The sequence below is a fragment of the Enterococcus sp. AAFC-DPL-6103 genome, from assembly GCF_058216595.1.
In genome coordinates this window covers 1,537,922-1,561,064 of the sequence record NZ_CM177102.1, presented here as the reverse complement: position 1 = coordinate 1,561,064, position 23,143 = coordinate 1,537,922, and the positions used below count along the sequence as shown (strand labels likewise).

Below are 23,143 nucleotides of genomic sequence, written 5' to 3'. Positions count from 1 at the left end.
AATCTTATAGACGAAAGAAGGAGGCGGATGTGGTGAAACAATCAAAAATCTCTGTGCGAAATCTTGTTGAATTCATTTTAAAAAGAGGAAGCATTGATAATCGCAAAAAGAGTAACCATACCGCATTAGAAGGCGCAAAAATTCACCGGAAGTTGCAAAAGCAAGGCGGAGAAACCTATGAAAAAGAAGTGTTTCTTAAAAAAACGGTAGATTTAGACGGTTACCAATTAACGATTGAAGGCAGAGCAGATGGGATCTTTCAAAAAGAGGGCATTTACTATATCGATGAAATCAAGACTTCTGAACCACGCTTTGAAGATTTAGAACCAGAGCAAATTGAATTGTTCTTTCATCAAGCACGAGTGTATGCTTATATCTATAGTCAGGAGCATGACTTGCCAGAAATCAATTTACAATTGACTTATTTCCAAACAACGGAAGAAATTATTACTCGAAAAATCGAGCACCAAACGATTGATGAGTTAGATACTTTTTTTACAAAATTAGTTGAGGATTATCAAGAATGGCTGATTTTTTCTGAAAATTGGCGGACTGTTCGGAATGCGTCGTTGATGGCATTGAAATTCCCTTACGAACAGTATCGCAAAGGTCAACGTGAACTTGCTGTTGCGGCCTATAAAACGATTCGGACAAAGCAAAAACTTTTTGTCGAAGCGCCTACAGGGACGGGGAAAACGATTTCCACGTTGTTCCCAACGTTAAAAGCAATTGGCGAAGGTGAAGGAGAACGACTTTTTTATTTGACAGCCAAAACAATCACACGACAAGTCGCCGAAGATGCTCTAGTTGCATTGAAAGATGTTGGGGCGCAAGCAAAAAGTGTCACGATTACTGCAAAAGATAAAATTTGTTTTTTGACAGAAACGACTTGCAACCCGGATCAGTGTCCTTATGCCAATGGTTATTATAATCGAATCAATGAAGGTTTATGGGATCTATTGAATCACGAAAATCAACTGACCAGAGAAGTGATTGAAAAATATGCAAAAAAACATATGTTGTGCCCGTTTGAATTATCTTTAGATGCAAGTCTTTGGTGTGATGTGATTATTGGTGATTACAATTATTTGTTTGATCCGACTGTTTATTTGCGACGATTTTTTGAAGAAGAAAAAAATGAAGAAAATCTTTTTCTGATTGACGAAGCACATAATCTGGTGGGGCGCTCAAGAGAGATGTATTCAGCAGAGATCTCTTATAGTAAAACGAAGAAAGTCAAAGAAGCTATTCCCAAAGAATACGCTAAATTACGGCGGAGATTGACAAAGGTAGAAAAGGAATTTAAACAAATTGAGCAAGCGCTAGAGACTAAAACTTATCACCATCAAAAAGCTTCTGCAGACTCATTGACCAAATCACTGTACCAAGTCAGTGAATACATCAAAGAATGGCTAGCTGAATATCCAGAGCATCCCGTGCAAGAACAGTTATTATCTTATTACTTTGAGGTGTTGCATTTTTTGAAAATCAGTGAATTTTACGATGATCACTATGAAACAACAGTTGAGAAGAACTTGTACGATTTGGTAGTGAAGGAATTTTGCATCGATCCAAGTTATTTTCTTGAACAGTCGCTAGCAAAAGGACGGAGCAGTGTATTGTTTTCTGCTAGTTTTTCTCCATTATCTTACTATCAAGAAACATTAGGTGGAAAAGATAGTTTGGCGTATCGTTTACCAAGTCCATTTCCTGAGGAAAATCAGCAAGTGATTGTTGCAAGTTATCTTGAAACCACTTATCGAAAACGAGAAGCAAGCTTACCGGCATTGGTTGAAACGATTGCGCATTTCACACAAGCAAAAACAGGAAATTATTTTGTTTTCTTTCCTTCTTATAGCTATCTGGATCAAGTGGTGACGGTCTTTAAAAAACAGTATCCTGAAGTGAAAGTATTGATTCAAGAAACAAAAATGGATGAGAATGAGCGCGAAACATTTTTATTGAACTTTCAGGAAAATCCACAAGAAACATTGATCGCATTTTGCGTATTGGGTGGTATTTTCTCAGAGGGTATTGATTTAAAGGGAACTCGTTTGATTGGCAGTATGATCGTTGGTGTTGGGTTACCTCAAATGAATCACGAGCAAGAATTGATTAAAGAATACTATGATGAAAAGGAGCAACTTGGATTTGCTTACGCGTATCAATTGCCGGGAATGAATAAAGTATTGCAAGCTGCCGGTCGAGTGATTCGAGATATGACCGATCAAGGAATTATCGTATTAGCAGATCGCCGCTTTGCTAGTCCAACTTATAGTCAACTGTTTCCTAGACATTGGCAAAATGCTGCAAAGGTCCAAACATTAAGTGGGCTTGATGAAACGGTAAATAAATTTTGGCAACAAACGACAAAATAAACACCAAAAAAGGAGTCGACAATCGATAATGTCGGCTCCTTCTTTAGTAATAAGTTTCCTTTAGATAAAATAGGAGAAGCTATTTTTAGAAAAGACGCTTTATTACTTGAAGTTAATCATTTTACATCATAACTTTTAACGGTAATTAGTAAATTGCAATTCAATCGGCAAATCAAGTTTTCTTAACAAAGAAATCACTTCTTGTAAATCATCACGGCTTTTACCCGTTACCCGAATTTGATCTTCTTGAATTTGTGCCTTCACTTTTAACTTGGCATTCTTGATTGCTGTTGTGATTTTTTTCGCATTTTCTCGATCTATTCCACTAACTAAGTCAGCATTTTGTTTAGTCTTTCCACCCAGTGCGTGTTCAGAGTCAGAAAAATGAATGTTTTTAATAGGAACACCTCGCTTAATCAATTTACCTAGCAAAACATCTTTGATTTGCTCTAATTTAAAATCATCATCACCTAAAACGACTAAACGATTTTGCTCTAATTTGATTTCAACTGTAGACCCTTTGAAATCGAAACGATTGGTTAATTCTTTTGTTGTTTGTTGAATTGCATTTTTTACTTCTTCCATATTTACCTCTGAAACGATATCGAAACTTGCATCTTTTGCCATGGATATTCCTCCTTATTTTCACAGTCAGTTTCTTTTATTGTAGCATAGTGCCTCATTTATAAAGTAGCGTTTGTTAAAATTCTTCTCATTTATCTAACAGGTGTTTTATTTTAATTAAGAAACTGTTATTCTTACATTTGAAATAAGGTGTAGAGGAGAGGTGCTCATGAGCAAAGTGATGACTGTTTATCAAAAAAATGAAATGCTGAAGAAATTAGTGGTGATTTTGATAACCGGGGTAACAGCAGCTGTTGCTTTGAATTATTTTTTGATCCCAGCAAATGTTTTTTCTGCGGGAATGAACGGGATTGCGCAAATCATTGCTTCTTTGTTGTATGAGTGGTTCCATATCCAAGCTGATACCGGAATCTTTATCTTTATATTAAATATCCCTGTCTTTATCTTAGGTTTTTTAAAAGTTGGTAAAGGATCGACGATTTTAAGTTTTATCAATGTTCTAGGCGTATCGTTGATGACAACGATTATGCCAGTAGGACACGTAACAGACAATATTTTGATGAATGCTTTAGTTGGTGGTGTTTTGCTAGGAATCGGTGCAGGTTTGTCTCTTAAAATGGGCTTTACAACTGGCGGTATGGATATCATTTCGTTAGTTTTATCGCAGACAACTGGGAAGACTGTTGGTAATTACATGTTTATCTTAAATGGTATCATTGTTGTAATTGCTGGTTTCTTTTTCAACTGGGAAAGTGCATTATATACAATTATTTCGATTTACGCTTTGACGCAGGTAGTCGACGCGATCCATACAAGTCACCAGAAAGTAACAGCAATGATCGTGACGGTCAAACCAGACCAAGTAACCGAAGAAATAATGAAAAATATGGTGCGTGGACTTACTTTATTACCTTCAGTTGGTGGCTATTCAAAAAAAGAAGGCAAAATGATCATGATGGTGATCACGCGTTATGAGTTGTACGATTTAGATCAAATCGTTCACGAAATTGATGAAGATGCCTTTATTAACATTCTGCCAACACAATCTGTTTTTGGTCGTTTTGCAAATGAACAGGAACAAAAAACCTATCGCTCGACAGGAGTTTTACCTGAACCTAAAAATAAACAAAACCGTAAAAAAAGATAAGCAGTTAATAATAACTTTAATATAAATTCTTGGTAGATAAAAAAACGTAACGCTAAACGAGAAATGAACGTTATAATTCTCATTTACAAATCAGTAAAAAGAGAGTATGATAAACAAAATTGGACGAAGGAGTGTCGACTATGACAGAAGCAAACCAAGACTGGTCTGCACAAGAAACAGAAGCAATCAAAGAACGAATTCTTTCTGCATTAGAAACAGTAATCGATCCCGAATTAGGAATCGATATCGTTAACTTAGGTTTGATTTATGATATTGAATTCAATCCAGAAGATGGCGACACGGTAATCAAAATGACCTTAACAACGATGGGCTGCCCATTAGCAGATATCTTAACAGACTCCATTCACGATGCTTTACGTGAAGTCGAAGAAGTGAAGAAAGTCGAAGTGAAACTTGTGTGGTACCCAGCGTGGACGACGGATAAGATGAGTCGTTATGCTCGAATTGCTTTGGGGATTAGATAAAGAATTTACACATTTTAAATAAAACAGAAAATTGTTGCTCCTTTATTAGCTCAGATGCTAGTGAAGGAGTTTTTTTGTTCTGTTTTTAGTCAGATGTTCATCAAAATCATCCAATGTTAAAAAGTTTTCGTGCAATTTAGAAACAGCAAATTAGGCACCGAGTCATGTTATTGAGAATTTTTTTAAGAAACAAATGAAATGGAATTCTAGCTTATTTTGTAGGTGAAAAATTTATAAGAAATTAGCCAATTAATCGAATTCTTTCGTTAGTTATTTTATAAAAAAGACACGAAAACGTTATATGAGAGGGAATATGAGATAAAAAAAAAGAATTTCACATTATCGTAAATAATCGATTAGAATAATTGTCTATACCTTGAAACCTTTTGCTGATATCGATACTGTTGAGAGCAGAATAGAAAAGAAAAGAGGTTTTGTATATGAAAATAAGTAGTTTATTCTTTGCATCATCATTATTAATCAGTCCATTAGTAAATCTCGGGGAAATTTTCTATCAACCAAACCAATCAGAAATGGCGAATAGTCAAGTTTCTAGTTGGACACAGTCAACATACGGGAATGTCAATAACATCAAGTTTACTGGAGAGTTTTCAGACTATAATTCCGGTGTAAAAAAATTAGCTGTGGGGGAAACAATCAATATTAACACATCTGTTAGCTTTTCTGGTGATCAGGAAGCAATCGAACAAGCAATAGTTGCTTTTGAAAATGTAGATCCTAATCTGACAATTAATGATCATGATGACTTAAAAATCGATGGAAATAGTGGCGTATGTAGTTTTTCCGTAACGTTAAACGCTTATTCTAACAAGCCATGTTTATTTACTATTAAAATTAAAGACGGGGTGGAAGGCGACAGCAATCACTTAACCCCATACGCTCAAACTGAAATGATTTTGGCTGAAGAAAACTCAGACTCAAGCAGTACTACAGATACAACAAGCACTAGCACGACAGACTCAAGCAGTACCACAGATACAACAAGCACTAGCACGACAGACTCAAGTAGTACTACAGATACAACAAGCACTAGCACGACAGACTCAAGCAGTACCACAGATACAACAAGTACGAGCACAACAGACTCAAGCAATACCACAGATACAACAAGCACTAGCACGACAGATTCAAGCAGTACCACAGATACAACAAGTACGAGCACAACAGACGCAAGTAGTACATCAGATACAACAAGAAATAGCACAGATTCAAGTAGTACCACAGATACAACAAGCACGAGCGCGACAGATTCAAGTAGTACCACAGATACAACAAGTACGAGCACAACAGACGCAAGTAGTACATCAGATACAACAAGAAATAGCACAGATTCAAGTAGTACCACAGATACAACAAGCACGAGCGCGACAGATTCAAGCAGTACTACAGATACAACAAGTACTAGCACGACAGATAGAAGTAACACTCCGTCATTCTCAAGTAGCAACAAGGGAGTTTCTGATACAAATAGTTCGGTCGAAAAAGGAACTCGTTTGGTAGTTAACACGAGTCATTCGTCTGATTCAACAAATGACAGTTTTGAAGAGTCCGAAAAAAAACTTCCTAAAACGAATGATGCGTCTAAACCCTTGATTGCATGGGCGGGAGTTGGTACGATTACGCTTGTCTTACTTACATTCTGGTATCGTAAAAATAAAAAAACGGATCAATAAAATTTCGATCCGTTGAAAGCAAATTATGAAAACAGTCTGAGATAATTTTATCTCAGACTGTTTTGTTTTGATTAAAACCAGAGCGGAAGTAGCATGGCGGCAACAGCAGTACCTTGATAAATTTCTGCATCATGTTTTAGTTGATAATATAGTTTGAGAACTGCTTCTGGAAGTTGTTGCTTATTTTCAAGGCAACTAAGCGTGATTGCGTGGCAAAGCTTTGTAGCTACTAGTTTCGTGTTTTCCGTTCTTTCTAATTCTTGTGCAGCATTAAAAATCATTTCTTTGATTTTTGGCATCTTGGCAACTTCTTCATCTGAATAAGCAGAACTTAATTGATCCATCATGAGCATGATTTTTTTTTCAGACATTGAACCATCTCCTTGTGAGTAGCGTAGCACTTTTACCTAAGGAACTCAAAAGAAAAATCCTTAACTAAAAGGAATAGATTCTTCCATTTTTGCTGTTCTGCTGCATAAGAGCTATCCTCGCAAAACAAATGATAAAAAAACACTAGTTAAAAATCAAATAATAGTTTTTTGTGTTTTTATTAGTGGTGACGTGTGATTTTTTAATCTTAATTTCATTTTATCGCGGAGTCTGTAGTTGTTTTATTTAAAGTTGTTTTTCAAACACATTTTTTATTTTTTAGTAAATATATTTTTTGTTTTTAACTAATATCTATTATTTTACTATACTAAAATAATAGATATAAAAAGAGTTTATATTGACATTTTGTATTTTTTAAGTTATTTTAATATTGCGTAGTGAAAACGCGAACATATAGTATTTGATTTTTTATGCAGTGACATTACTGTTTTTAGAATCAGCCGTTTCAAAAATACATATTTATAAATTATGTTTTTTATTAGAGAAAATATTTGTTTATTAGAAAAACGAGCAATAAATTAGTATGTTTAGTTTTAAAAACAAAATATGACTTAAAACTAAGTGGAAATTTTTACGATGAATTGTATTCCTATGTCTAGGTAAAATTTGATTGGAATTTATTTGTGTTCGTTTGCTAGTATAATTTGTGTTCCAAGGCATACTACGCAAAAAAGACAAATTTCTTTGGAACCAAACATTATGTTTGAAAATAATACTTTTTTTATAATGAGTGCATAAGCAAATTTAGGTAACCCTCGTGTAGGTAAGACTAGAAGTAAAGTGTTTTACCTTATCTGAATTTGGCTTGGAAGTATTCATTTAAAAAATAGTTTTATTGAAAAAAATAAAAAAGGGAGATATAAAAATGGTAAAAAAATTATTAGTTAGTACCTTAATTTTAGGTGGAGTTGTTTTGGCTCCAATTACGGCAAGTGCATGGGAAGCAGGAGAAACAGATCCAAATGAAGCTGGCGGACAAACGATCAAGGGTCAAGATGCTGGGAATGTAGCGGTTAATGGTTGGATTGGTGCATGGGATTCATCAAATCCAGAATCTCCAGATCCAACTGATCCAGAAGATCCAACAGTCATCGACATCACAATTCCAACGACCGTTTTATATGCTAATAGTGTAGATGATGCTGGAAAGCCAACATCAGCAATTATTTCACCGACATATAAATTAACAAATAACTCAACATCAAATGATGTAAAAGTTTCTGTTGAAAAATTTAGTTCAAAAAATGCCGTTGATATAAAACAAGATTTATCAGTTGTAGCAACAGGTGAAGCAGCAGTTTCTTTACAAACAAAAGCAGGCCAAATGCTTAATGCAAGAACAAAGCTGGTAACTGTTCCTAAAACATCAACGAAAAACTTTGAATTCACAGGAAACATTGATCAAAGTGCTTTTCCAACGGGAGACGCAGCGGCAGCATTGAGACCTACATATGACATGTCTCTACACTTTACAGCAATAAAATAAGCAAATAAAGAGCTTTGAAGTAAAGGAGGGAGATTGACTAATCTTTCTCCTTTTCTGGGTTTTGACATAGGGGGATATCAAAAATGGTGGAACAAAAAGAAAATAAGAAGAAAAAAAGACGATTATTGATTTTATTACTATTGTTACTTGTTGCATTAGGCGCATTTTTTTCATTTTACTTTTTCAGAGAAACACCGAAAGTTATCAGCGGATTGCCAGACGTTGAACAAAATTTAGAAAAAATGACAGATGAAGAAATGCTAAAGTTCATGCAAACAGAAGTCGACAAAGACAATTTTAATATCAATTTGAAACATGAGATCGCAGTTTCAAAAGAAACGAATGTTGCTCAAATCGCGGTGAAAAACAAACCGACGAATGCTTACAGCATCCAAGTAGCCTATTTGCTGAAAGAAGGAAATGAACAGGTTTACAAATCTGGACTGATACCTGCAAATCGACAATTAATGGAAGCCAAGCTAGCAAAAGATCTGTCCGAAGGTAGTCATGAAGTAACGATTGTTTATACGATCTATGATGAGGAAAAGGAAATCAATCAATCGACAATCGACGGTGTTTTATATGTTAGTTAATAAAGGAGGCGTTGATATGTATGGAGGACGGTGGAGAAGGGCTGAACAAAAAAGGATGAAACAAGAATGAAGAATAGACAAAAGATGATCATCTGGCTGATGTTAGTAGCATTGCTACTTTCAGAAATTACTCATTTGGTGAGTATTAGTAATCAAATTGTATGGGCACAAGAAGAGCAGACAACCGCTGAAACATCAAAGACAGAAGCTTCATCAACAGAACCATCGACAACGGACTCGACAATAGCGACAAGTCAGGAGCAAGTATCTGCTACGCAAAAAAGTTCTGCAGAGGAATCTTTTTCTTCAAAAATAGCAACAACTTCTGAAGTAACGGATGAAGCAACGACAACGAGTAAGAAAAAACCGGCTGCTATAACAGATTTCAATGAAACACAAAAAGAGCAACTGAGCAAAGCCGTTAAAGCTTTTCAGAATGAAATTGCTCGTCGTCAAGCAGCATCAACACAACGGCTGGGAAATTATGCTGGAGCACAAGTTTCGGAATCCTTTGCTATAGGAAGTGGGTTTGCACCAACAACTACCGCAGAAAGTGGTCGATATAAATGGGAATATAAAACCAAGTTACTAGCAGTTAATGCATCTGTGGTACGTAATAATTCATCAGCTACTTCATTTGAAGTAAAAGTTCAGCCAGGAAATGGAACGACTACTTTTACCAACACTGTGACACGTAATTATCCATCTACTATATCTACTGTTTCTGCACAAATTCGATACTATTTTCAGGTCGAAATGACTGAAACAGAGTATGTTTGGGATATTAACTGGTATCCAAATGGTAAATCAAAGACCCTCACATTGACTTATTATGATGATGATCCTGTTTGGTTAGAACAGACAAATGTCGCGCCTGCTGGAATACCTAGTGCATATAACGATCTCTATCAGAAGTGGAAGGAAAGCGGTCATAACAAAATTGCTAACGAAGCAGTGAAACAAATCGAGTCAAACTGTAATAAATTGGGACAGAATGTTGGCGATTCTGTCACATTTAATATTAATGGATTGGTTGAGGGAAATGGTGTCACTTACAATAATGCAAGTATGGCAGGAAAATATATCGTTGATCCTGATAAATTTCAGTTAACACTTGATTCAACTGCCACTCCATATATTCAGTTAGAAAAAGTCGGTAGTACGGGGACAAATATAACCTATCAAATGAAACGCATAAAAAACGGGAATGTTGGTGGAAATCACTCAATAAGTATTACTTCACAGCATGATGCGAGTGGGGAGAAGATGCTGATGCGTGATGGTTATTCATTTTATAGTGCGCTACCCCTGGAAAATATTACATCTGTTACTACAAATTTATCTATTGACCTGACAGATAAACGACAGATTTGGGCAGATCCACTAGAACAAACGATAGTACTTGGAGCTGGATTATTCTTAAGCGAAATACCAGATATTTCAAAGATGATTACAAACGTACGTTTAGAAGATGGTACCCCCCTCAATGCTTCTGAGTACACAGCGCAGATTGTATCGAGGCCTACATTTGATAACATGGCTATTACTGAAAAGATCGTAGTAGAGTTAACACGTAAGTCAACAGGTGTGGTAAGTACAGTAAACGTGCCAGTCAAAATGTCGTGGGGAAATACCATTCAGCTTCGCGGGTATGACAATGGTACAAGTGGTGCATACACACTTCATAAAATAGGAAATACATACTATATTCGTTCCAGCTATGGAGAAAATAAAAATTATAGAAGTACTGGTATTCATGAGTATCGTAAAGGAATGACCTATCAGTCAATCACGTTACTAAGAGGGACGGGAAGAATCGATCAACTAAATAGCACGTACTATAAAGGATTCAATGGAGAAGTCACTACGAATGAGGTAGTAAATAGTTTTAACGCACAACAAGAAGTTCAACTTGGCGATGTCGTCCAAATATGGCATAAGGAACAGTGGAGAAATTCTTACACTAGGAATGGAAGCAGTGTTAGGTATTCAGACATGGATGAAGGAAATGTCTATTTTGCAGTAACATCTGATGGTTTCATCCCATATCGCTTAAACCTATTGAAACCAAAAGAAACGACAATTACGACCACAACCACCAATGCAGAGTTAGATAAACAAGCAGGTAATTTGATTGATTTTCTTGGGATGAGTGGAAATGGATTGAAAGTTTCTAAGATTACTGAGTATCCAGATCGGTCCAAAACAGGAACGTCAAAAGGAAAAGTCCTCGTAGAAGAAACGATTTCAAATGTAACACATACTTATGAATATGAAGTAACATTTAATGTGAAGGATGATCGACAAATTTGGGCAGATCCAGTGGAACAAACAATTGACTTAGGAACCTGGACAGGGGAGCTAGCTGCAGATAAAATGGTTACCAATGTTCGATTAGATGACGGGACCACCCTAGATCCAAGCGAATATACAGTTAAAATATCTTGGGCGCCTAATCTTGATAATTTGGCATTAACCGATAAAATCGAAGTCGAACTAACAAGAAATACGACAAAAGCGGTTACCAAAATCCAAGTGCCAGTCAAAATGTCTTGGGGAAATACGATCCAGCTTCGTGGAGAAAGTAATAGTACGACAGGCGCCTATACGTTACACAAAATAGGGAATTCCTATTATATACGTTCAAGTTATGGAGAAAATAAAAATTATAGAACATCTGGAATACATAGTTATTTCAGCGGGACACCTTATCAGTCGATCACTTTGCTGAGAGGATCAGGCAGAATCGACCAGTTGACGGGTACCTATTATCAGGAATTTAAGGGGGACGTGTCCGCTGATCAAGTTGTCAATAGTTTTGGAACAAATAGCCAACAGCTAGTTCAAATTGGTGATGTTGTCAAAATTTGGCATAAGGAACAGTGGCGAAATACCTACGTCAAAAATGAAACAGAAACCAAGTATTTACCAAAAGATGAAGCAGTTGCTTACTTTGCCGTCACTGAAAAGGGGTTTGAGCCGTATCGCTTAAATCAGTTGGAACCAAAAGAGATGACGATTCAAACCACGATGTCAGATGAAGAATTGGATAAACAAGCAAATGATATGATTGATTTTAAAGGCATGAGTGGAAACGGGTTGAAAGTTTCTAAGATCACTGAGTATCCTGATCGATCAAAAGTAGGAACGGCAAAAGGAAAAGTGTTAGTAGAAGAAACAATTGACGGCCACACATATACTTATGAATATGAGGTGCTTTTCAAAGTTACGGATGATCGGCAAATCAAGGCAGATGTGGTGGAACAAACGATCGAGCTCGGAACATGGTCAGGAGAGATACCTGACGTCTCGAAGATGGTTACCAATGTACGTCTCGAAGATGGATCGGCAATCGATTCTTCTGATTACACGGCGGAGATTACCTCAGTTCCTAGCTTCGATAATATGACGGTTACGGATAAAATTGGTGTGGAAATCACCCGTAAGTCAAATGGTGCGGTGACCTATTTACAAGTACCAGTCAAAATGTCTTGGGGACACACGATTCAGCTTCGTGGTTATGTTAGTGGTACAAGTGGTGCATATACTTTAAAAAATGTTGGTGGTTCCTATTCTATTCGTGTGAATTACGGTCAAGATAAAAATTATTCTCCTAGTGGAGTTCATTACTTTTTTGGTGATACTCCCTATCATTCAATCACTTTGTTGAGAGGCACTGGGAACATTGAACAGCTTAGCAGTACTTACTATAAAGAAACAAATGGTACTGATACAACCAAAGAAGTTGTAGAGAATTTTGGAACGAGTGGAGAACAATCTGTTCAATTAGGCGATGTTGTCAAAATTTGGCACGAAGAACAATGGCGCAACTCATATTTTAAAGATGAAAAAGCGATCACATATTCAACCCAAAATGAAGGGATTACGTACTTTGCAGTAACCGCAGATGGCTTCGTTCCTTATCGGTTGAATCAATTGAAAACGAATGAAATGACGATTTTCACTAGTACTACGGATGCAGAACTGGATCAGAAAAAAGAGGATATGATTGATTTTCTAGGGGTAAGTGGTAATAATTTGAAAGTTTCTAAAATCTCGCAATATCCAGATCGTTCCAAAGCTGGAATGGCGCAAGGAAAAGTATTGGTAGAAGAAACAATTGACGGTCAAACACATACTTATGAATATCAAGTCACTTTCAATGTTTTGAATGATTTAAATGTTTCTGCAAAACAAATAATGGATATTCCTTTAGGTACAACATTGTCAAATGAGGCAAAGGAATATGTCACAGTTACTTCTACCCCAGAAGATGAAGGTAAGTTGACTTTTGAGTGGGTCGGTGAGCCGATTAACGCTTCGACAGTGGGAGCACACCAAGCTGTGGTGCGTGTTAAAAGTCCAACTTTCAACAAATCAGTGGATGTAACCATTGACTACAAAGTGCTTTATGGTAACAGTATCGTGATGGGAACTGATCCAACGATTGCAGTCAGCTTATTAGCCGATAAAAGTACACCGAAATTAGTTGCAACCCCGGGACCAACAAAAGACAGATTAAGTCTACGCCCATTAGTCAATATTTACCGTGGGTCGTTAGCACATCAACTTACTGTACTAAAGACGGATACTGTTTACCAGAAACCTGAGGAGTTAACGAAAACTTGGAATAGTTTGATTGCTAATCAGAACTACTCTTATGGGGATGTCCTTATCGTTTCTGCTTATCATAGAGATTCTCCTAGCTGGAACTGTAATGGTACTGAGACGTATATCAGTCGAAATGAAGCTCTTGTCAAAGAATCAGAGGGTTACGATGATGCGCTTTATGAATTGACATCAAACGGCTACTCTTTGATGAACATCAATCGTTTGACAACAGAACTTCAAGAAATCGAACAAGGGACAACGGAGGAGGAACTAGATAAACGAGTAAATGAGTTTCTTTCAACCGAAAATTATGACAATATTCAAGTCAAAGGATTTTCAATGTATCCAGATACGTCAAAAGTAGGTGGAAGCACATCGATTATTACTGTCTCAGAAACATTAAAAAGCGGTGGTACTTTTGAATATCAATATCCAGTATCGTTTCTGGTCAAAGCACCAAACTTGACCTTAACAACGAACTTGTCAGTTACAAATCTGTCTAGGACAGAAGAAGAAACCAAAGTTGGTGATGAGTTGCTTTATTCATATACGCTAACAAACGATAGTCCTATCGGCATATTGAAGACTGGAAACTTATCTGTTGAGTTACCGGAAGGACTAGAAGCTGTAACGCGTTCTGAGCAAACAATTCCTTTAACTGAATTAGCAGCGGGTGAAACTTTTACTCATCAATTAATGGTTAAAGTGACCGATCAAGCACTAAATCAAAATCCAGTAGTGAAAGTAACTGGTAAAGCAATCAATGAGAGTACAGCCGAACAAGAAATCCCTGAAGCAACGGTCGATGTACCAGGTAGTTTAGTTACTGAAGTGGATGCATCAGAGATAGATATAACTATTCCAACTAAAATGAATTTTGGTTCAGAGGATAAAAAAATTATTTCTCCAGTTTATAAAATGGAGAATAATTCGACAACACCAGTTGAAGTATTGGTCGATCAATTTACACCAGATCAAAAACTGGAAGGGAAAAACCTATTATTAAATATAACTTCTGGCAATCAGTCCGTTAGGTTATATGAAAATGAACAAGGTTTTAATCAAATTCAATCTTTGTTAACGCTCGATTCAAGAGAAATCAAGCAACTTTCATTTAATGGTTCTGTGAATCAACAAACGGAAGTATCACAATCTTCTTCAACACTGAGGTTAAGATTCAAATCTATAAAATAATATGAAAAAGGTGGCTACGATTTTAGATCATAGCTACCTTTTTTTGTTTCATAATGAAGAGAATTTCACGGAAATGAGGAATTAGTGAAAAAATGTACAAAACTATTGAAAACGGTTGATTTAACTGTAAAGTAGTAAAAGGAAAAGAAAAATTAAAGGAGAGGTTTTTGTGTATTCACCAAGTGAAATTTTAGCAATCAGTATAGAGAATGGTCAAAAAAAAATTGAAAAGACTTGGGTAGCCAAATGTATTCTGGGTTTCATTGGAGGCGCGATGATTTCTTTAGGTTATCTAGCATATATTCGAGTATCAGCTTCAATCCCTGCAGACTTGGCTAGCGTTCAGGCATTAGTTGGCGCATCTGTTTTCCCAATCGGCTTAATCGTGATTTTATTAGCCGGTGGAGAATTGATTACAGGAAACATGATGGCTGTGAGTACAGCTTGGATGGCGAAGAAAGTTTCTTTTAAAGAACTTGTTATCAATTGGTTAACAATCACATTAGCCAACCTAGTGGGAGCCTTGTTTGTCGCATTTGCGTTTGGTCATGTTTTAGGTTTGACTCATAGTGGCGTGTATTTAAACCAGGTACTTTCGTTAGCCGAACACAAAGTAAACGTTTCTTGGGTACAAGCAGTTATTTCTGGAATTGGTTGTAACTGGTTTGTTGGACTAGCTTTATGGTTGTGTTATGGTGCGAAAGATGCTGCGGGGAAAATTTTAGGTATTTGGTTTCCCGTAATGATTTTTGTTGCGATTGGTTTTCAGCATAGTGTGGCAAATGCATTTGTTATTCCTGCAGCTATTTTCGAGGGTTCATTAAGTTGGACAGAATTTTTTAGGAATTTCATACTAGTCTACTTAGGAAACATTGTAGGCGGAGGCATATTTGTTTCAGGTTTCTATTATTTAAGTTATAAAGGTCACTAAGAAAAGTAAGAGAAAAACCTTTCAATAAACCGTCCATTTATAAATGGATGGTTTATTTTTGTTTGACTATTTGTTTTTTTTAATAAGCATAATTGTTGCAAAAAAAAACAGAAAGTAATAGTCTGGAATTAAGATAGATTAGAAAAGTATAACAAAACAGCGCTTCAATTATGAGTGAATTGTCATGTTTTTGTTTTTTTACTCTCTTAATTGATCTATCTTATCTAATAAATGATTGGCAAATTGCCGTTGTTTAAAAAGTTTTAGGAGGTGGAAAATGAATAAAGGGGTTAAAGTGATTGGAATCATTGGAAGTTTGGTCATCCTTTCGGTCTCATTAACGGCTGCATTGCTCTATTCAGTGTATCAGTTACCAAGGTTTTTAGAAGAAATCCGATATTTTGTTGCAACTAACTTTTATTTTCAACAATATATCTTTTGGGTAGCCGTGGTATTTAGTATTCTTATTGCCATACTTATTCTATTCATCCTTTTTTATCCAAAAACCAAGACGACTTTTGTCTTGAAGCGTGAACATGGAACATTAGCTGTAGATAAAAAAGCGATTGAGGGATTAGTTCGAACGAAATTACGGGCAGAAGAATTTATTCATTCCCCTAGAATTGTGGTTCGCGCAACAAAAAATCGAATCAAGATCAAAGTTAAGGGTGAGCTGAAACGAACTTCTTCTTTAATTGGCCAAACGGATCAGTTGATGAAAGAAATCGAAGCAGAAGTCAAACGTTTGTTGGGAGTAAATGAACCTGTTCAAGTGATAGTCGCTTATCAGCAATTTCAAAAAACAACAAAAGAAAACAAGCACTCTCGAGTAGAGTAGGAGGGCAAAAAATGAATCAATTCTTTTCAACATACAAGCTCCCTATTATCTTTGGGGGTCTTGGGCTAATTTTAGCGATTTTGTGGTTAACGGTAGGATTTTTCAAAACCTTACTCATTTTGATTCTAACTGCAATTGGTGTCGCAATTGGTCTTTATCTTAAAGAAACACATCTTTTAGATGATTATTTTAAATTTTAGGAGGAATAGAGAATGGAAAACAACGAATTTAAACCTGTAAAACAACCAAACAACAAAGGAACTGATCAAATGAATGGTGAACTAACTTTTGAAGACAAAGTAATCCAAAAGATTATCGGAATTGCTTTAGAAGATGTTGATGGATTGCTAACTGTCGATGGTGGATTTTTCTCAAATATTGCTGAAAAATTAGTCAATACAGACAACGTAACAGCAGGTATCGACACTGAAGTGGGTAAAAAACAAGTAGCAGTTGATATGGATGTTGTTGTTGAATATGGCAAAGACATCGAAGAAATTTACAAACAAATGAAAGAACTAATTGGACGTGAAGTGAAGAATATGACTCACTTAGACGTGATTGAAGTCAATGTGAATGTCGTTGATATCAAAACACGTGAAGAATACGCAAAAGAAAGCGAAACAGTTCAAGATAAAGTAACAGATGCAGCAAAATCAACAGGCGAGTTTGCTTCAAAACAAACATCTAAAGCGAAAAAAGCAGTTGATAAAGGTACACAACGTGTGAAAGAAAACACTGAACCTCGTGTGGAATAATAATATCATTTAAAATTTGTAAAAATTAAAAAGGAGTGAGTGACATGGGCTTTATTTGGTCATTAATTATTGGTGGTATCATCGGAGCTGTGGCAGGTGCAATTACGAAGAAAGGTTCTTCAATGGGCATTATTGCTAACATTGCTGCAGGGTTAGTTGGTTCCGCATTGGGACAATGGTTACTAGGAAGCTGGGGACCAAGTTTGGCAGGAATGGCAATCATTCCGTCAATTGTTGGTGCAGTGATTTTAGTGCTAATCGTATCATTCTTTGTCCGTAAAATGGATTAAGTTTGATTGGAGTCTATATTTCTAATGTAATTGGACAAAAAAAGGTCTGGAAGAATTCTTCCAGACCTTTTTTTAATTGAGCTAGCTAAGTTTTATCTTAGTACCAACCGTTTGCTAACCAGAATGATTGAGCAGCTTCCCAAGAACCATAGCGTGAAGACACATAAGCGTCTGCTACACGTTCTTGATTGGCAGCAGAGTAGTCACCGTTTAAGTAAGATGAATCTAATTGGTAACGTCCGATGTAGCGACCGTTCGTTGCTGTGTAAGAACCGCTTGATTCACGTTGTGCGATCCATTCTTTTGCAGAGTTAGAAGTAGTAGCGACTGCTTCTGTAGATGTTTCAACTGCTGGAGTTGCTTGAACTGTTTCTTGAACAGGAGCTTGAGCTACTTCTTGAGTTGTTTCTTGTTGAACAGGTTCGGCTTGAACTGCTTCTGTTTGAGGGGCAACATAAGTTGTTGCTGCTTGCTCAGCAGTTGGGATAGTTAAAGTTTGACCTGCAAAAATCAGATTGATATCTGAAATTGAATTTGATTGAGCAATTTGGTTAATCAAGGAGTTATCGCCAACATATTTTTGTGAAATAGTTGATAATGAATCGCCTGATTGAACAGTGTACGCTTCGTCTGCGTGTGTCGTTGTTCCCATAAATAATGCAGCGCCGGCAGCCAGAGTTGTTCCTAATAGTACAGTTTTAAGTGATTTCATATAATATATATTCTCCTTCGAATCATAAAAGTTTTTGTTAAGTGTTTTTCAACATGGACATACTTTATCATGTGAAAAGATTTCATAGGTAAAAGATTGATGACACTTTGTAACAGAGTTGGGTTTTTTGTAACAAAAATATTATCAAAAAATGTGGGTAAAATGAAAAAAAGCACATAAAGCAACCACAGCAATACTTTTTAGGAGAGAAAAATGAGAAAGTATGTTCTGGTTTTTGTACGTAAAAAGTAAAAAAATTTGTTTTTAAAGGAATTTTTGAGAAAATAGTGCATATATTTTTGAAATCCAGTGGGTGATGATACAATAAAAGAAAAGGGAGGCGGTTTCAATGACTATCAATTACCAAAATATTTTAGTTGCTGTTGATGGATCGAAGCAATCAGAGAAAGCTTTTTCTGAAGCGCTATCAATTGCCAAACAAAATCATGCAAGTTTATCTATTGTGTCGATTATCAATGAAGTTGAATTAACACACAGTGCGTACGCATTCTCAAAAATTTATGCAGAAGAAAAAGAAGCAATTGAATTAGAAATGTTGAAAAAAATCAACGATGCAAAGGAGTACGGGATTGATTCGATCCATGCAGTGGTTGAAACCGGAGACCCTCGCGAACTGATCGGAACAGTTATTCCCAATAAAGAACAGATTGATTTGATTGTGATGGGGGCAACAGGGAAAGGAGCGATTCAACAAGCATTAGTTGGATCGACAACTTCTTTTGTAGTGACGCATGCGCCGTGTAATGTTTTGGTAGTTAAATAAGGAAAGCGGGTATGTAAAATGGTTCAACCACAAGATGTAACGGCTCCTAAAGAAAAAATAAAAGTTTTGTCGATTATTGAAGATGGAACGAAGACCAAAAAAGGTTACTCAACAGCATTTGTAAAATGGAAGGACAAGAAAACGATCGCTGTTCGGTGGGATGGAGATAATCGTTTAGATAAAGGATTTCCGGTAACTACGAATGGTTATCATCCATCGTGGTTTATTCTACCTGAGAGATTAGCTGTACTTTATAGTCAGGATTTCGTTCATACGCAGCAAGCTTTAGATGAACTGGAAGAATTTCTGCAAAAAAAGCAGAATTGAATGAATAAACACACTTTTCTTCTATATTAATAGAAGAAAAGTAATAAAAGAAAAGTGAGAACGTGAGTTGTGAGAAACAATTCACGTTTTTTTGCATACAAAAACCAGCTAAGTAAAATTAGCTGGTCAAGCAATCAGGCAAGATTTAAAAGGAACGTTCAACAAGCAAAATTTTTGCGTGTTACAACGTTAATTTTTTTTATTGTACAGAATAAACAACCACACAATCAACAAAATAACTGAAATTGTAAGCCCCAAGACATACTTGCTTAACAAAGAAGTCGTCTCCCAATGGCGAATAGAAAAAATTTGGTAAGTGAAATAAGCGCTAGGGAGAGAAACAATCAGCACGGAGACTTTTTTTCTCGTCCAGCGGGTATAATAGAAAGTAATCAAAGCCATAGTAAAAAATGGAATGTAAAAGAATAGTTGACCCAAGATCAGCATGGTAAGCCTCCTATATCAAAATAAGCCCATGTTACAAAATAACATGTCAAGTTGAATGGTGCAAGCTTATTTGTGAAGAGCACACAAGAAATTCGCTCTTTGATTTTGATTGTCTCGTAAATTCCTGATATAATCGAACTTGAAAGAGAGGATGAAAATTTTCATGGACCATGTGATATTAGAAATTGACTTACATTTAGTAAATAATATACGAGTGATTTATTATGTTGTCAGTAACAGTGTAGAAAAACGTGTGTTGACGAATAAAATCAATGGTATTTTAAGTAAAAAAGAGGTTCATCGCTTTAATAATGGCGAAGAAGAATTTTATAGTATTCCGGTTGAAAAAATCATCTACACAACGGTGAAAGTCAGAAAAGATTTGGATACGAAAAAAAGTTATGAACCAATTTTTACTACGTATTAATGATGGAGGAAGAAAGAATGAATCCATATGATGAACAAATCCAAGCATTGATTGCTGGAGAAATTGAAAAAATTGAAGTCAAACGTGAGGAGGTAATGACCTTTCGTGATGCTTGGCTAAAGTTGGAAGATCGCAAATATGTGGTTGGAAAAGCCTCTTTGAATGGAAATGTTACCTATCACTATGATCCAACACGCTTATATTAACAAAATGATAAAAAAGCTAGACTAAAAGTGTTTAATAGGCGAAAATAATCCTTGTAAATGAAATTTATAACGAGATTATTTAGCCTTTTTGTGTGCAGTTTTCAATTAAAAGCGTTTATTCTATACCTAATTTAGCAATCATTTTGGTAAAAAAATCAATCGTCCGTGTTACAATACGGCTATTATGGTGGGGGGAATCATATGGAAACATCGATCTCTAAGACTACAATCAGAAATTGGCAAAGGCTGTCGACTGAAAAAGATACTAGACTAAAGTCTCGTGCAAATAAAACTTTATCTGAGAAGTACATTGTTCCTGTTGAGTATTATCAACGTCCGAAAAATAAATATTTTTCATCAGAAATCGTAGATATGATGAAGACGGAGCAATTAACGATAGCGAGTGTTGTTTATCAAATAGCTTGTGAGTTATTATCAAATGCTGGAATCTTAAAACATCAACATGTAAAGAAGGTTTTAGATGAGTTCAAAAGGAATAACGAATTATCAGAGGTAACCTTTCAGCTCACTATTCCAGATGATGAACGAGATATTCTAGGAATCACTTATCAGAGTTTATTGGTAGAAGGCGAAAAAAATAAAAAAGGGTCCTATTATACACCTGAAAATGTCGTTGAGGAAATGACCAAGAAAATTGATCTCAAAGAAAAGGCTATTCTAGATCCTTGTTGTGGAAGTGGCTCTTTTTTGTTGAGTATTCCTTGTGAAGACCCACGGCAATTAGTAGGATTTGATAATGATGAAATCGCTGTTTTTATCACAAAAATCAATCTGTTATTGAAATTTAAAAATTTAGAGTTTGAGCCACAAGTATATGTACGTGATTTTTTAAATGATCAGCTTTCTGATTTTGCAAATAAATTTGACTATATCATTACCAATCCTCCTTGGGGAGCATTGCCCAAAGGATTTAAGAATACTGAAATCAATTCAAAAGAAACTTTCTCTCATTTCCTTGTCCATTCAAAAAAATTCCTCAAAAAAAATGGTTGTTTGATCTATTTATTGCCAGAGTCATTTTTGAATGTCAAAACACATAAAGATTTGAGACTCTATGTTTTAAATAACTATGAAATCAAGAATATCCATGTTTATGACAAACTTTTTGCAGGCGTGACAACGAAGTATATTAGCATTCAACTAGAGCTGGGAAAACAGCATGATTTGATCGAAGTATATCGTGGAGAGCGCTCTTGGAAAGTCTTGATTGACGCATTTTATCAAACAGAAAATTACAATTACAACTTAATAGCTGTGGAAGATTATCACTTGATTGAAAAAATAAAAGAAAAGAAAAACTTTGATTTGAAAGAGAGTGAATGGGCCTTAGGAATTGTAACAGGGGATAACAAAAATAAATTGAAAAATAACATGGATTCTGGTTTGGAGCCAATTTATACAGGAAAAGAAATTACAGCGTATCAATTATTAGCTCCTAAAAAATTTATACGTTATGATCGAGAAAATTTTCAGCAAGTAGCAAAAGATGAAATCTATCGAGCAAAAGAAAAATTAGTCTATAAATTTATTTCTAAAAAACTTGTATTCGCCTATGATAAAGAGGGTTCACTGTTTTTAAATAGTGCAAATATCTTAATTCCAAATACGAAAAATGCTTCAATCAAAACAATTATGGCTCTTTTGAATTCAACACTCTATGCATATATTTATACTTGTTTGTTTGGGGAAATTAAAATTTTGCGAGGAAACTTAGAAGAACTACCATTTCCTAAAATCAGTACGAAACAGGATAATGAAATCAGTGATCTTGTAGCTAACTATTTAGAAAAGCAAGATCCAATGATATTGAGAAAACTTGATAAGGTAATTTATCAGTTGTTCGATTTAACACCAAAAGAGATCCAGTTAGTTGAAAAAACATTCGCGTAAAAAAGACCACCAAATTTTTTTGGTGGTCTTTTTTTGATGTAAACAGATGCTTTTATCTAGCAATTAAATTTGATAAAAAATATCATAGAGTTCTTCATAAGTAAGCCAACGAACGAAATGATTTTTAAAATGATAATCCATCGTACCTTGGTTGATATGAAACTGCCCCTCACCGATATTTCCACGATGCTGTTTATTAGAATAGTTTTGAATCATTTGGATTTGGTCTGTTTTAGCCTCAAAAATGGCAATTTGATCTTCAAAAAAGAGACCATAAATCAAGTAATGAAATTCATTAGGTTTTACTTGTTGGATATTACAATCGAATAGTGCGCCATTGAGAACGTCTTGAAAGCTGATCATCCTCCGTTCGATTGTCGCATTCAAAATTTCCTTAATGATATTTTGAGGAGTGATTTTTTGCTTGTTTTGAGAAAGAACAGTTGAAAACTTTACTTCATAGTTGATCTTGTCTTTACATAGATCATAATTGAGTGCAGTGGACATATCCAAAGCATAAATATTTTTGATCATTAGTTCTGCAACTGTACCAAATCGCCGAGTTTTAAGCGAAAAAATACCATCTCTGAAATCCTCAATGTGCTTTTCCATAAATTTGTTCCTTTCAAAATCAATTCTATGTTAGCAAAATAAACAAGAAACGTATCAAATTGTTTATTTTACTTGCTATCTGATGCAGTAAAATAGCTTCTGTAGGTAATCTATGTCAGAAAAATCTTCAATGGATGTGCTTTGTTTGTAGGAGAACTGTTTTGAGCCACAACCTTATTCACGGTGTTCCCCAAGCAACTCCTCCATATAGCTTACACCCTCGCAAAATAGGAGAAGCTATTTTGAATGGTCGCTCGCTATCTAGTCGGAGTTGACCGCTTTGAGCCACAACCTTATTCACGGTGTTCCCCAAGCAACTCCTCCATATAGCTTACAC

At 35.6% G+C, this 23,143-nt stretch carries 22 protein-coding genes; 17 read left to right on the top strand and 5 right to left on the bottom strand.

The genetic code is table 11. The annotated features are described in order from the left end of the window. Positions 1–29 precede the first annotated feature (29 nt). Entirely contained in the window at positions 30–2,378 is a 2,349-nt protein-coding gene (locus AC4BC3_RS07465; protein WP_490466178.1) for an ATP-dependent DNA helicase, read from the top strand. A gap of 135 nt (positions 2,379–2,513) precedes the next feature. Here the strand turns inward: AC4BC3_RS07465 and AC4BC3_RS07460 are convergent, their stop codons facing one another. Further along, positions 2,514–3,005, bottom strand: coding sequence for a YajQ family cyclic di-GMP-binding protein (locus AC4BC3_RS07460; protein WP_490466177.1), 492 nt, complete (start codon positions 3,003–3,005; stop codon positions 2,514–2,516). 166 nt (positions 3,006–3,171) lie between these two features. Here AC4BC3_RS07460 and AC4BC3_RS07455 point away from each other — a divergent pair, with 166 nt between their 5' ends. From AC4BC3_RS07455 to AC4BC3_RS07445, 3 genes are all read left to right on the top strand, one after another. Continuing rightward, positions 3,172–4,110 carry a YitT family protein gene (locus AC4BC3_RS07455; protein WP_242589842.1) on the top strand — a complete coding sequence of 313 codons (939 nt, stop codon included), beginning with the start codon at positions 3,172–3,174 and terminating at the stop codon, positions 4,108–4,110. A 140-nt stretch (positions 4,111–4,250) separates the two neighbouring features. Beyond that, the gene (locus AC4BC3_RS07450; RefSeq protein ID WP_067481306.1) at positions 4,251–4,595 is read left to right on the top strand and encodes a metal-sulfur cluster assembly factor; all 345 of its coding nucleotides are present in this window, start codon (positions 4,251–4,253) and stop codon (positions 4,593–4,595) included. A gap of 440 nt (positions 4,596–5,035) precedes the next feature. Further along, complete coding sequence (locus AC4BC3_RS07445; RefSeq protein WP_490466176.1) at positions 5,036–6,289, top strand: LPXTG cell wall anchor domain-containing protein; 1,254 nt, start codon at positions 5,036–5,038, stop codon at positions 6,287–6,289. Between the two features lie 71 nt (positions 6,290–6,360). Here the strand turns inward: AC4BC3_RS07445 and AC4BC3_RS07440 are convergent, their stop codons facing one another. Beyond that, positions 6,361–6,660: a bacteriocin immunity protein gene (locus tag AC4BC3_RS07440; protein WP_490466175.1), complete on the bottom strand. Its 300-nt coding sequence runs from the start codon at positions 6,658–6,660 to the stop codon at positions 6,361–6,363. A gap of 884 nt (positions 6,661–7,544) precedes the next feature. On the opposite strand from AC4BC3_RS07440, the gene AC4BC3_RS07435 reads away from it, so the two are divergent. The 8 genes from AC4BC3_RS07435 to AC4BC3_RS07400 all read left to right on the top strand — a co-directional run bounded on the left by AC4BC3_RS07435 (position 7,545) and on the right by AC4BC3_RS07400 (position 17,380). Then, on the top strand, positions 7,545–8,165 hold the full coding sequence (locus AC4BC3_RS07435; RefSeq protein ID WP_490466174.1) for a hypothetical protein: 621 nt from the start codon (positions 7,545–7,547) through the stop codon (positions 8,163–8,165). 83 nt (positions 8,166–8,248) lie between these two features. Continuing rightward, entirely contained in the window at positions 8,249–8,758 is a 510-nt protein-coding gene (locus AC4BC3_RS07430) for a hypothetical protein (protein ID WP_490466173.1), read from the top strand. 66 nt (positions 8,759–8,824) lie between these two features. Then, positions 8,825–14,563 (top strand): COG1470 family protein, encoded by a 5,739-nt coding sequence (locus AC4BC3_RS07425; RefSeq protein ID WP_490466172.1) that lies wholly within the window; start codon positions 8,825–8,827, stop codon positions 14,561–14,563. Between the two features lie 169 nt (positions 14,564–14,732). Next, entirely contained in the window at positions 14,733–15,494 is a 762-nt protein-coding gene (locus tag AC4BC3_RS07420; protein ID WP_206910873.1) for a formate/nitrite transporter family protein, read from the top strand. Between the two features lie 277 nt (positions 15,495–15,771). Continuing rightward, a complete protein-coding gene (gene amaP / locus AC4BC3_RS07415; protein WP_490466171.1) occupies positions 15,772–16,332 on the top strand; it encodes an alkaline shock response membrane anchor protein AmaP in 561 nt (186 codons plus the stop codon). Between the two features lie 11 nt (positions 16,333–16,343). Continuing rightward, the gene (locus tag AC4BC3_RS07410) at positions 16,344–16,532 is read left to right on the top strand and encodes a DUF2273 domain-containing protein (RefSeq protein ID WP_206899173.1); all 189 of its coding nucleotides are present in this window, start codon (positions 16,344–16,346) and stop codon (positions 16,530–16,532) included. A 12-nt stretch (positions 16,533–16,544) separates the two neighbouring features. After that, on the top strand, positions 16,545–17,090 hold the full coding sequence (locus tag AC4BC3_RS07405; protein WP_206910877.1) for an Asp23/Gls24 family envelope stress response protein: 546 nt from the start codon (positions 16,545–16,547) through the stop codon (positions 17,088–17,090). A gap of 44 nt (positions 17,091–17,134) precedes the next feature. Then, on the top strand, positions 17,135–17,380 hold the full coding sequence (locus AC4BC3_RS07400; RefSeq protein ID WP_206910879.1) for a GlsB/YeaQ/YmgE family stress response membrane protein: 246 nt from the start codon (positions 17,135–17,137) through the stop codon (positions 17,378–17,380). Positions 17,381–17,477: 97 nt separating this feature from the next. On the opposite strand, the gene apf is transcribed toward AC4BC3_RS07400, so the two are convergent. Continuing rightward, positions 17,478–18,092: an aggregation-promoting factor gene (gene apf, locus AC4BC3_RS07395; RefSeq protein ID WP_206909652.1), complete on the bottom strand. Its 615-nt coding sequence runs from the start codon at positions 18,090–18,092 to the stop codon at positions 17,478–17,480. Between the two features lie 349 nt (positions 18,093–18,441). Here apf and AC4BC3_RS07390 point away from each other — a divergent pair, with 349 nt between their 5' ends. Together AC4BC3_RS07390 and AC4BC3_RS07385 are read left to right on the top strand one after the other, a co-directional pair. Next, positions 18,442–18,876, top strand: coding sequence for a universal stress protein (locus AC4BC3_RS07390; protein WP_206908656.1), 435 nt, complete (start codon positions 18,442–18,444; stop codon positions 18,874–18,876). Between the two features lie 18 nt (positions 18,877–18,894). After that, the gene (locus AC4BC3_RS07385) at positions 18,895–19,203 is read left to right on the top strand and encodes a hypothetical protein (RefSeq protein WP_490466170.1); all 309 of its coding nucleotides are present in this window, start codon (positions 18,895–18,897) and stop codon (positions 19,201–19,203) included. 189 nt (positions 19,204–19,392) lie between these two features. Here the strand turns inward: AC4BC3_RS07385 and AC4BC3_RS07380 are convergent, their stop codons facing one another. Then, positions 19,393–19,650 (bottom strand): glucose uptake protein, encoded by a 258-nt coding sequence (locus AC4BC3_RS07380; protein WP_206908659.1) that lies wholly within the window; start codon positions 19,648–19,650, stop codon positions 19,393–19,395. Between the two features lie 163 nt (positions 19,651–19,813). On the opposite strand from AC4BC3_RS07380, the gene AC4BC3_RS07375 reads away from it, so the two are divergent. The 3 genes from AC4BC3_RS07375 (at position 19,814) to AC4BC3_RS07365 (ending at position 22,194) form a co-directional block, all read left to right on the top strand. Then, positions 19,814–20,077, top strand: coding sequence for a hypothetical protein (locus tag AC4BC3_RS07375; RefSeq protein ID WP_206908661.1), 264 nt, complete (start codon positions 19,814–19,816; stop codon positions 20,075–20,077). A gap of 17 nt (positions 20,078–20,094) precedes the next feature. Then, positions 20,095–20,283: a protein YkzS gene (gene ykzS, locus AC4BC3_RS07370; RefSeq protein ID WP_206908663.1), complete on the top strand. Its 189-nt coding sequence runs from the start codon at positions 20,095–20,097 to the stop codon at positions 20,281–20,283. A gap of 201 nt (positions 20,284–20,484) precedes the next feature. After that, the gene (locus AC4BC3_RS07365) at positions 20,485–22,194 is read left to right on the top strand and encodes a TaqI-like C-terminal specificity domain-containing protein (protein WP_490466169.1); all 1,710 of its coding nucleotides are present in this window, start codon (positions 20,485–20,487) and stop codon (positions 22,192–22,194) included. A 63-nt stretch (positions 22,195–22,257) separates the two neighbouring features. Here AC4BC3_RS07365 and AC4BC3_RS07360 read toward each other — a convergent pair whose 3' ends face one another. Next, positions 22,258–22,806, bottom strand: coding sequence for a hypothetical protein (locus AC4BC3_RS07360; protein ID WP_206908676.1), 549 nt, complete (start codon positions 22,804–22,806; stop codon positions 22,258–22,260). Between the last annotated feature and the right edge of the window lie 337 nt (positions 22,807–23,143).

Bases quoted from the DNA above. Each gene is read 5' to 3' on its own strand.
- AC4BC3_RS07365 (WP_490466169.1), top strand. From the start codon at position 20,485: ATGGAAACATCGATCTCTAAGACTACAATCAGAAATTGGCAAAGGCTG.
- AC4BC3_RS07385 (WP_490466170.1), top strand. From the start codon at position 18,895: ATGGTTCAACCACAAGATGTAACGGCTCCTAAAGAAAAAATAAAAGTT.
- AC4BC3_RS07455 (WP_242589842.1), top strand. From the start codon at position 3,172: ATGAGCAAAGTGATGACTGTTTATCAAAAAAATGAAATGCTGAAGAAA.
- AC4BC3_RS07445 (WP_490466176.1), top strand. From the start codon at position 5,036: ATGAAAATAAGTAGTTTATTCTTTGCATCATCATTATTAATCAGTCCA.
- AC4BC3_RS07450 (WP_067481306.1), top strand. From the start codon at position 4,251: ATGACAGAAGCAAACCAAGACTGGTCTGCACAAGAAACAGAAGCAATC.
- AC4BC3_RS07435 (WP_490466174.1), top strand. From the start codon at position 7,545: ATGGTAAAAAAATTATTAGTTAGTACCTTAATTTTAGGTGGAGTTGTT.
- amaP (WP_490466171.1), top strand. From the start codon at position 15,772: ATGAATAAAGGGGTTAAAGTGATTGGAATCATTGGAAGTTTGGTCATC.
- AC4BC3_RS07430 (WP_490466173.1), top strand. From the start codon at position 8,249: ATGGTGGAACAAAAAGAAAATAAGAAGAAAAAAAGACGATTATTGATT.
- apf (WP_206909652.1), bottom strand. From the start codon at position 18,092: ATGAAATCACTTAAAACTGTACTATTAGGAACAACTCTGGCTGCCGGC.
- AC4BC3_RS07380 (WP_206908659.1), bottom strand. From the start codon at position 19,650: ATGCTGATCTTGGGTCAACTATTCTTTTACATTCCATTTTTTACTATG.
- AC4BC3_RS07410 (WP_206899173.1), top strand. From the start codon at position 16,344: ATGAATCAATTCTTTTCAACATACAAGCTCCCTATTATCTTTGGGGGT.
- AC4BC3_RS07460 (WP_490466177.1), bottom strand. From the start codon at position 3,005: ATGGCAAAAGATGCAAGTTTCGATATCGTTTCAGAGGTAAATATGGAA.
- ykzS (WP_206908663.1), top strand. From the start codon at position 20,095: ATGAATCCATATGATGAACAAATCCAAGCATTGATTGCTGGAGAAATT.
- AC4BC3_RS07390 (WP_206908656.1), top strand. From the start codon at position 18,442: ATGACTATCAATTACCAAAATATTTTAGTTGCTGTTGATGGATCGAAG.
- AC4BC3_RS07360 (WP_206908676.1), bottom strand. From the start codon at position 22,806: ATGGAAAAGCACATTGAGGATTTCAGAGATGGTATTTTTTCGCTTAAA.
- AC4BC3_RS07405 (WP_206910877.1), top strand. From the start codon at position 16,545: ATGGAAAACAACGAATTTAAACCTGTAAAACAACCAAACAACAAAGGA.
- AC4BC3_RS07440 (WP_490466175.1), bottom strand. From the start codon at position 6,660: ATGTCTGAAAAAAAAATCATGCTCATGATGGATCAATTAAGTTCTGCT.
- AC4BC3_RS07375 (WP_206908661.1), top strand. From the start codon at position 19,814: ATGGACCATGTGATATTAGAAATTGACTTACATTTAGTAAATAATATA.
- AC4BC3_RS07400 (WP_206910879.1), top strand. From the start codon at position 17,135: ATGGGCTTTATTTGGTCATTAATTATTGGTGGTATCATCGGAGCTGTG.
- AC4BC3_RS07425 (WP_490466172.1), top strand. From the start codon at position 8,825: ATGAAGAATAGACAAAAGATGATCATCTGGCTGATGTTAGTAGCATTG.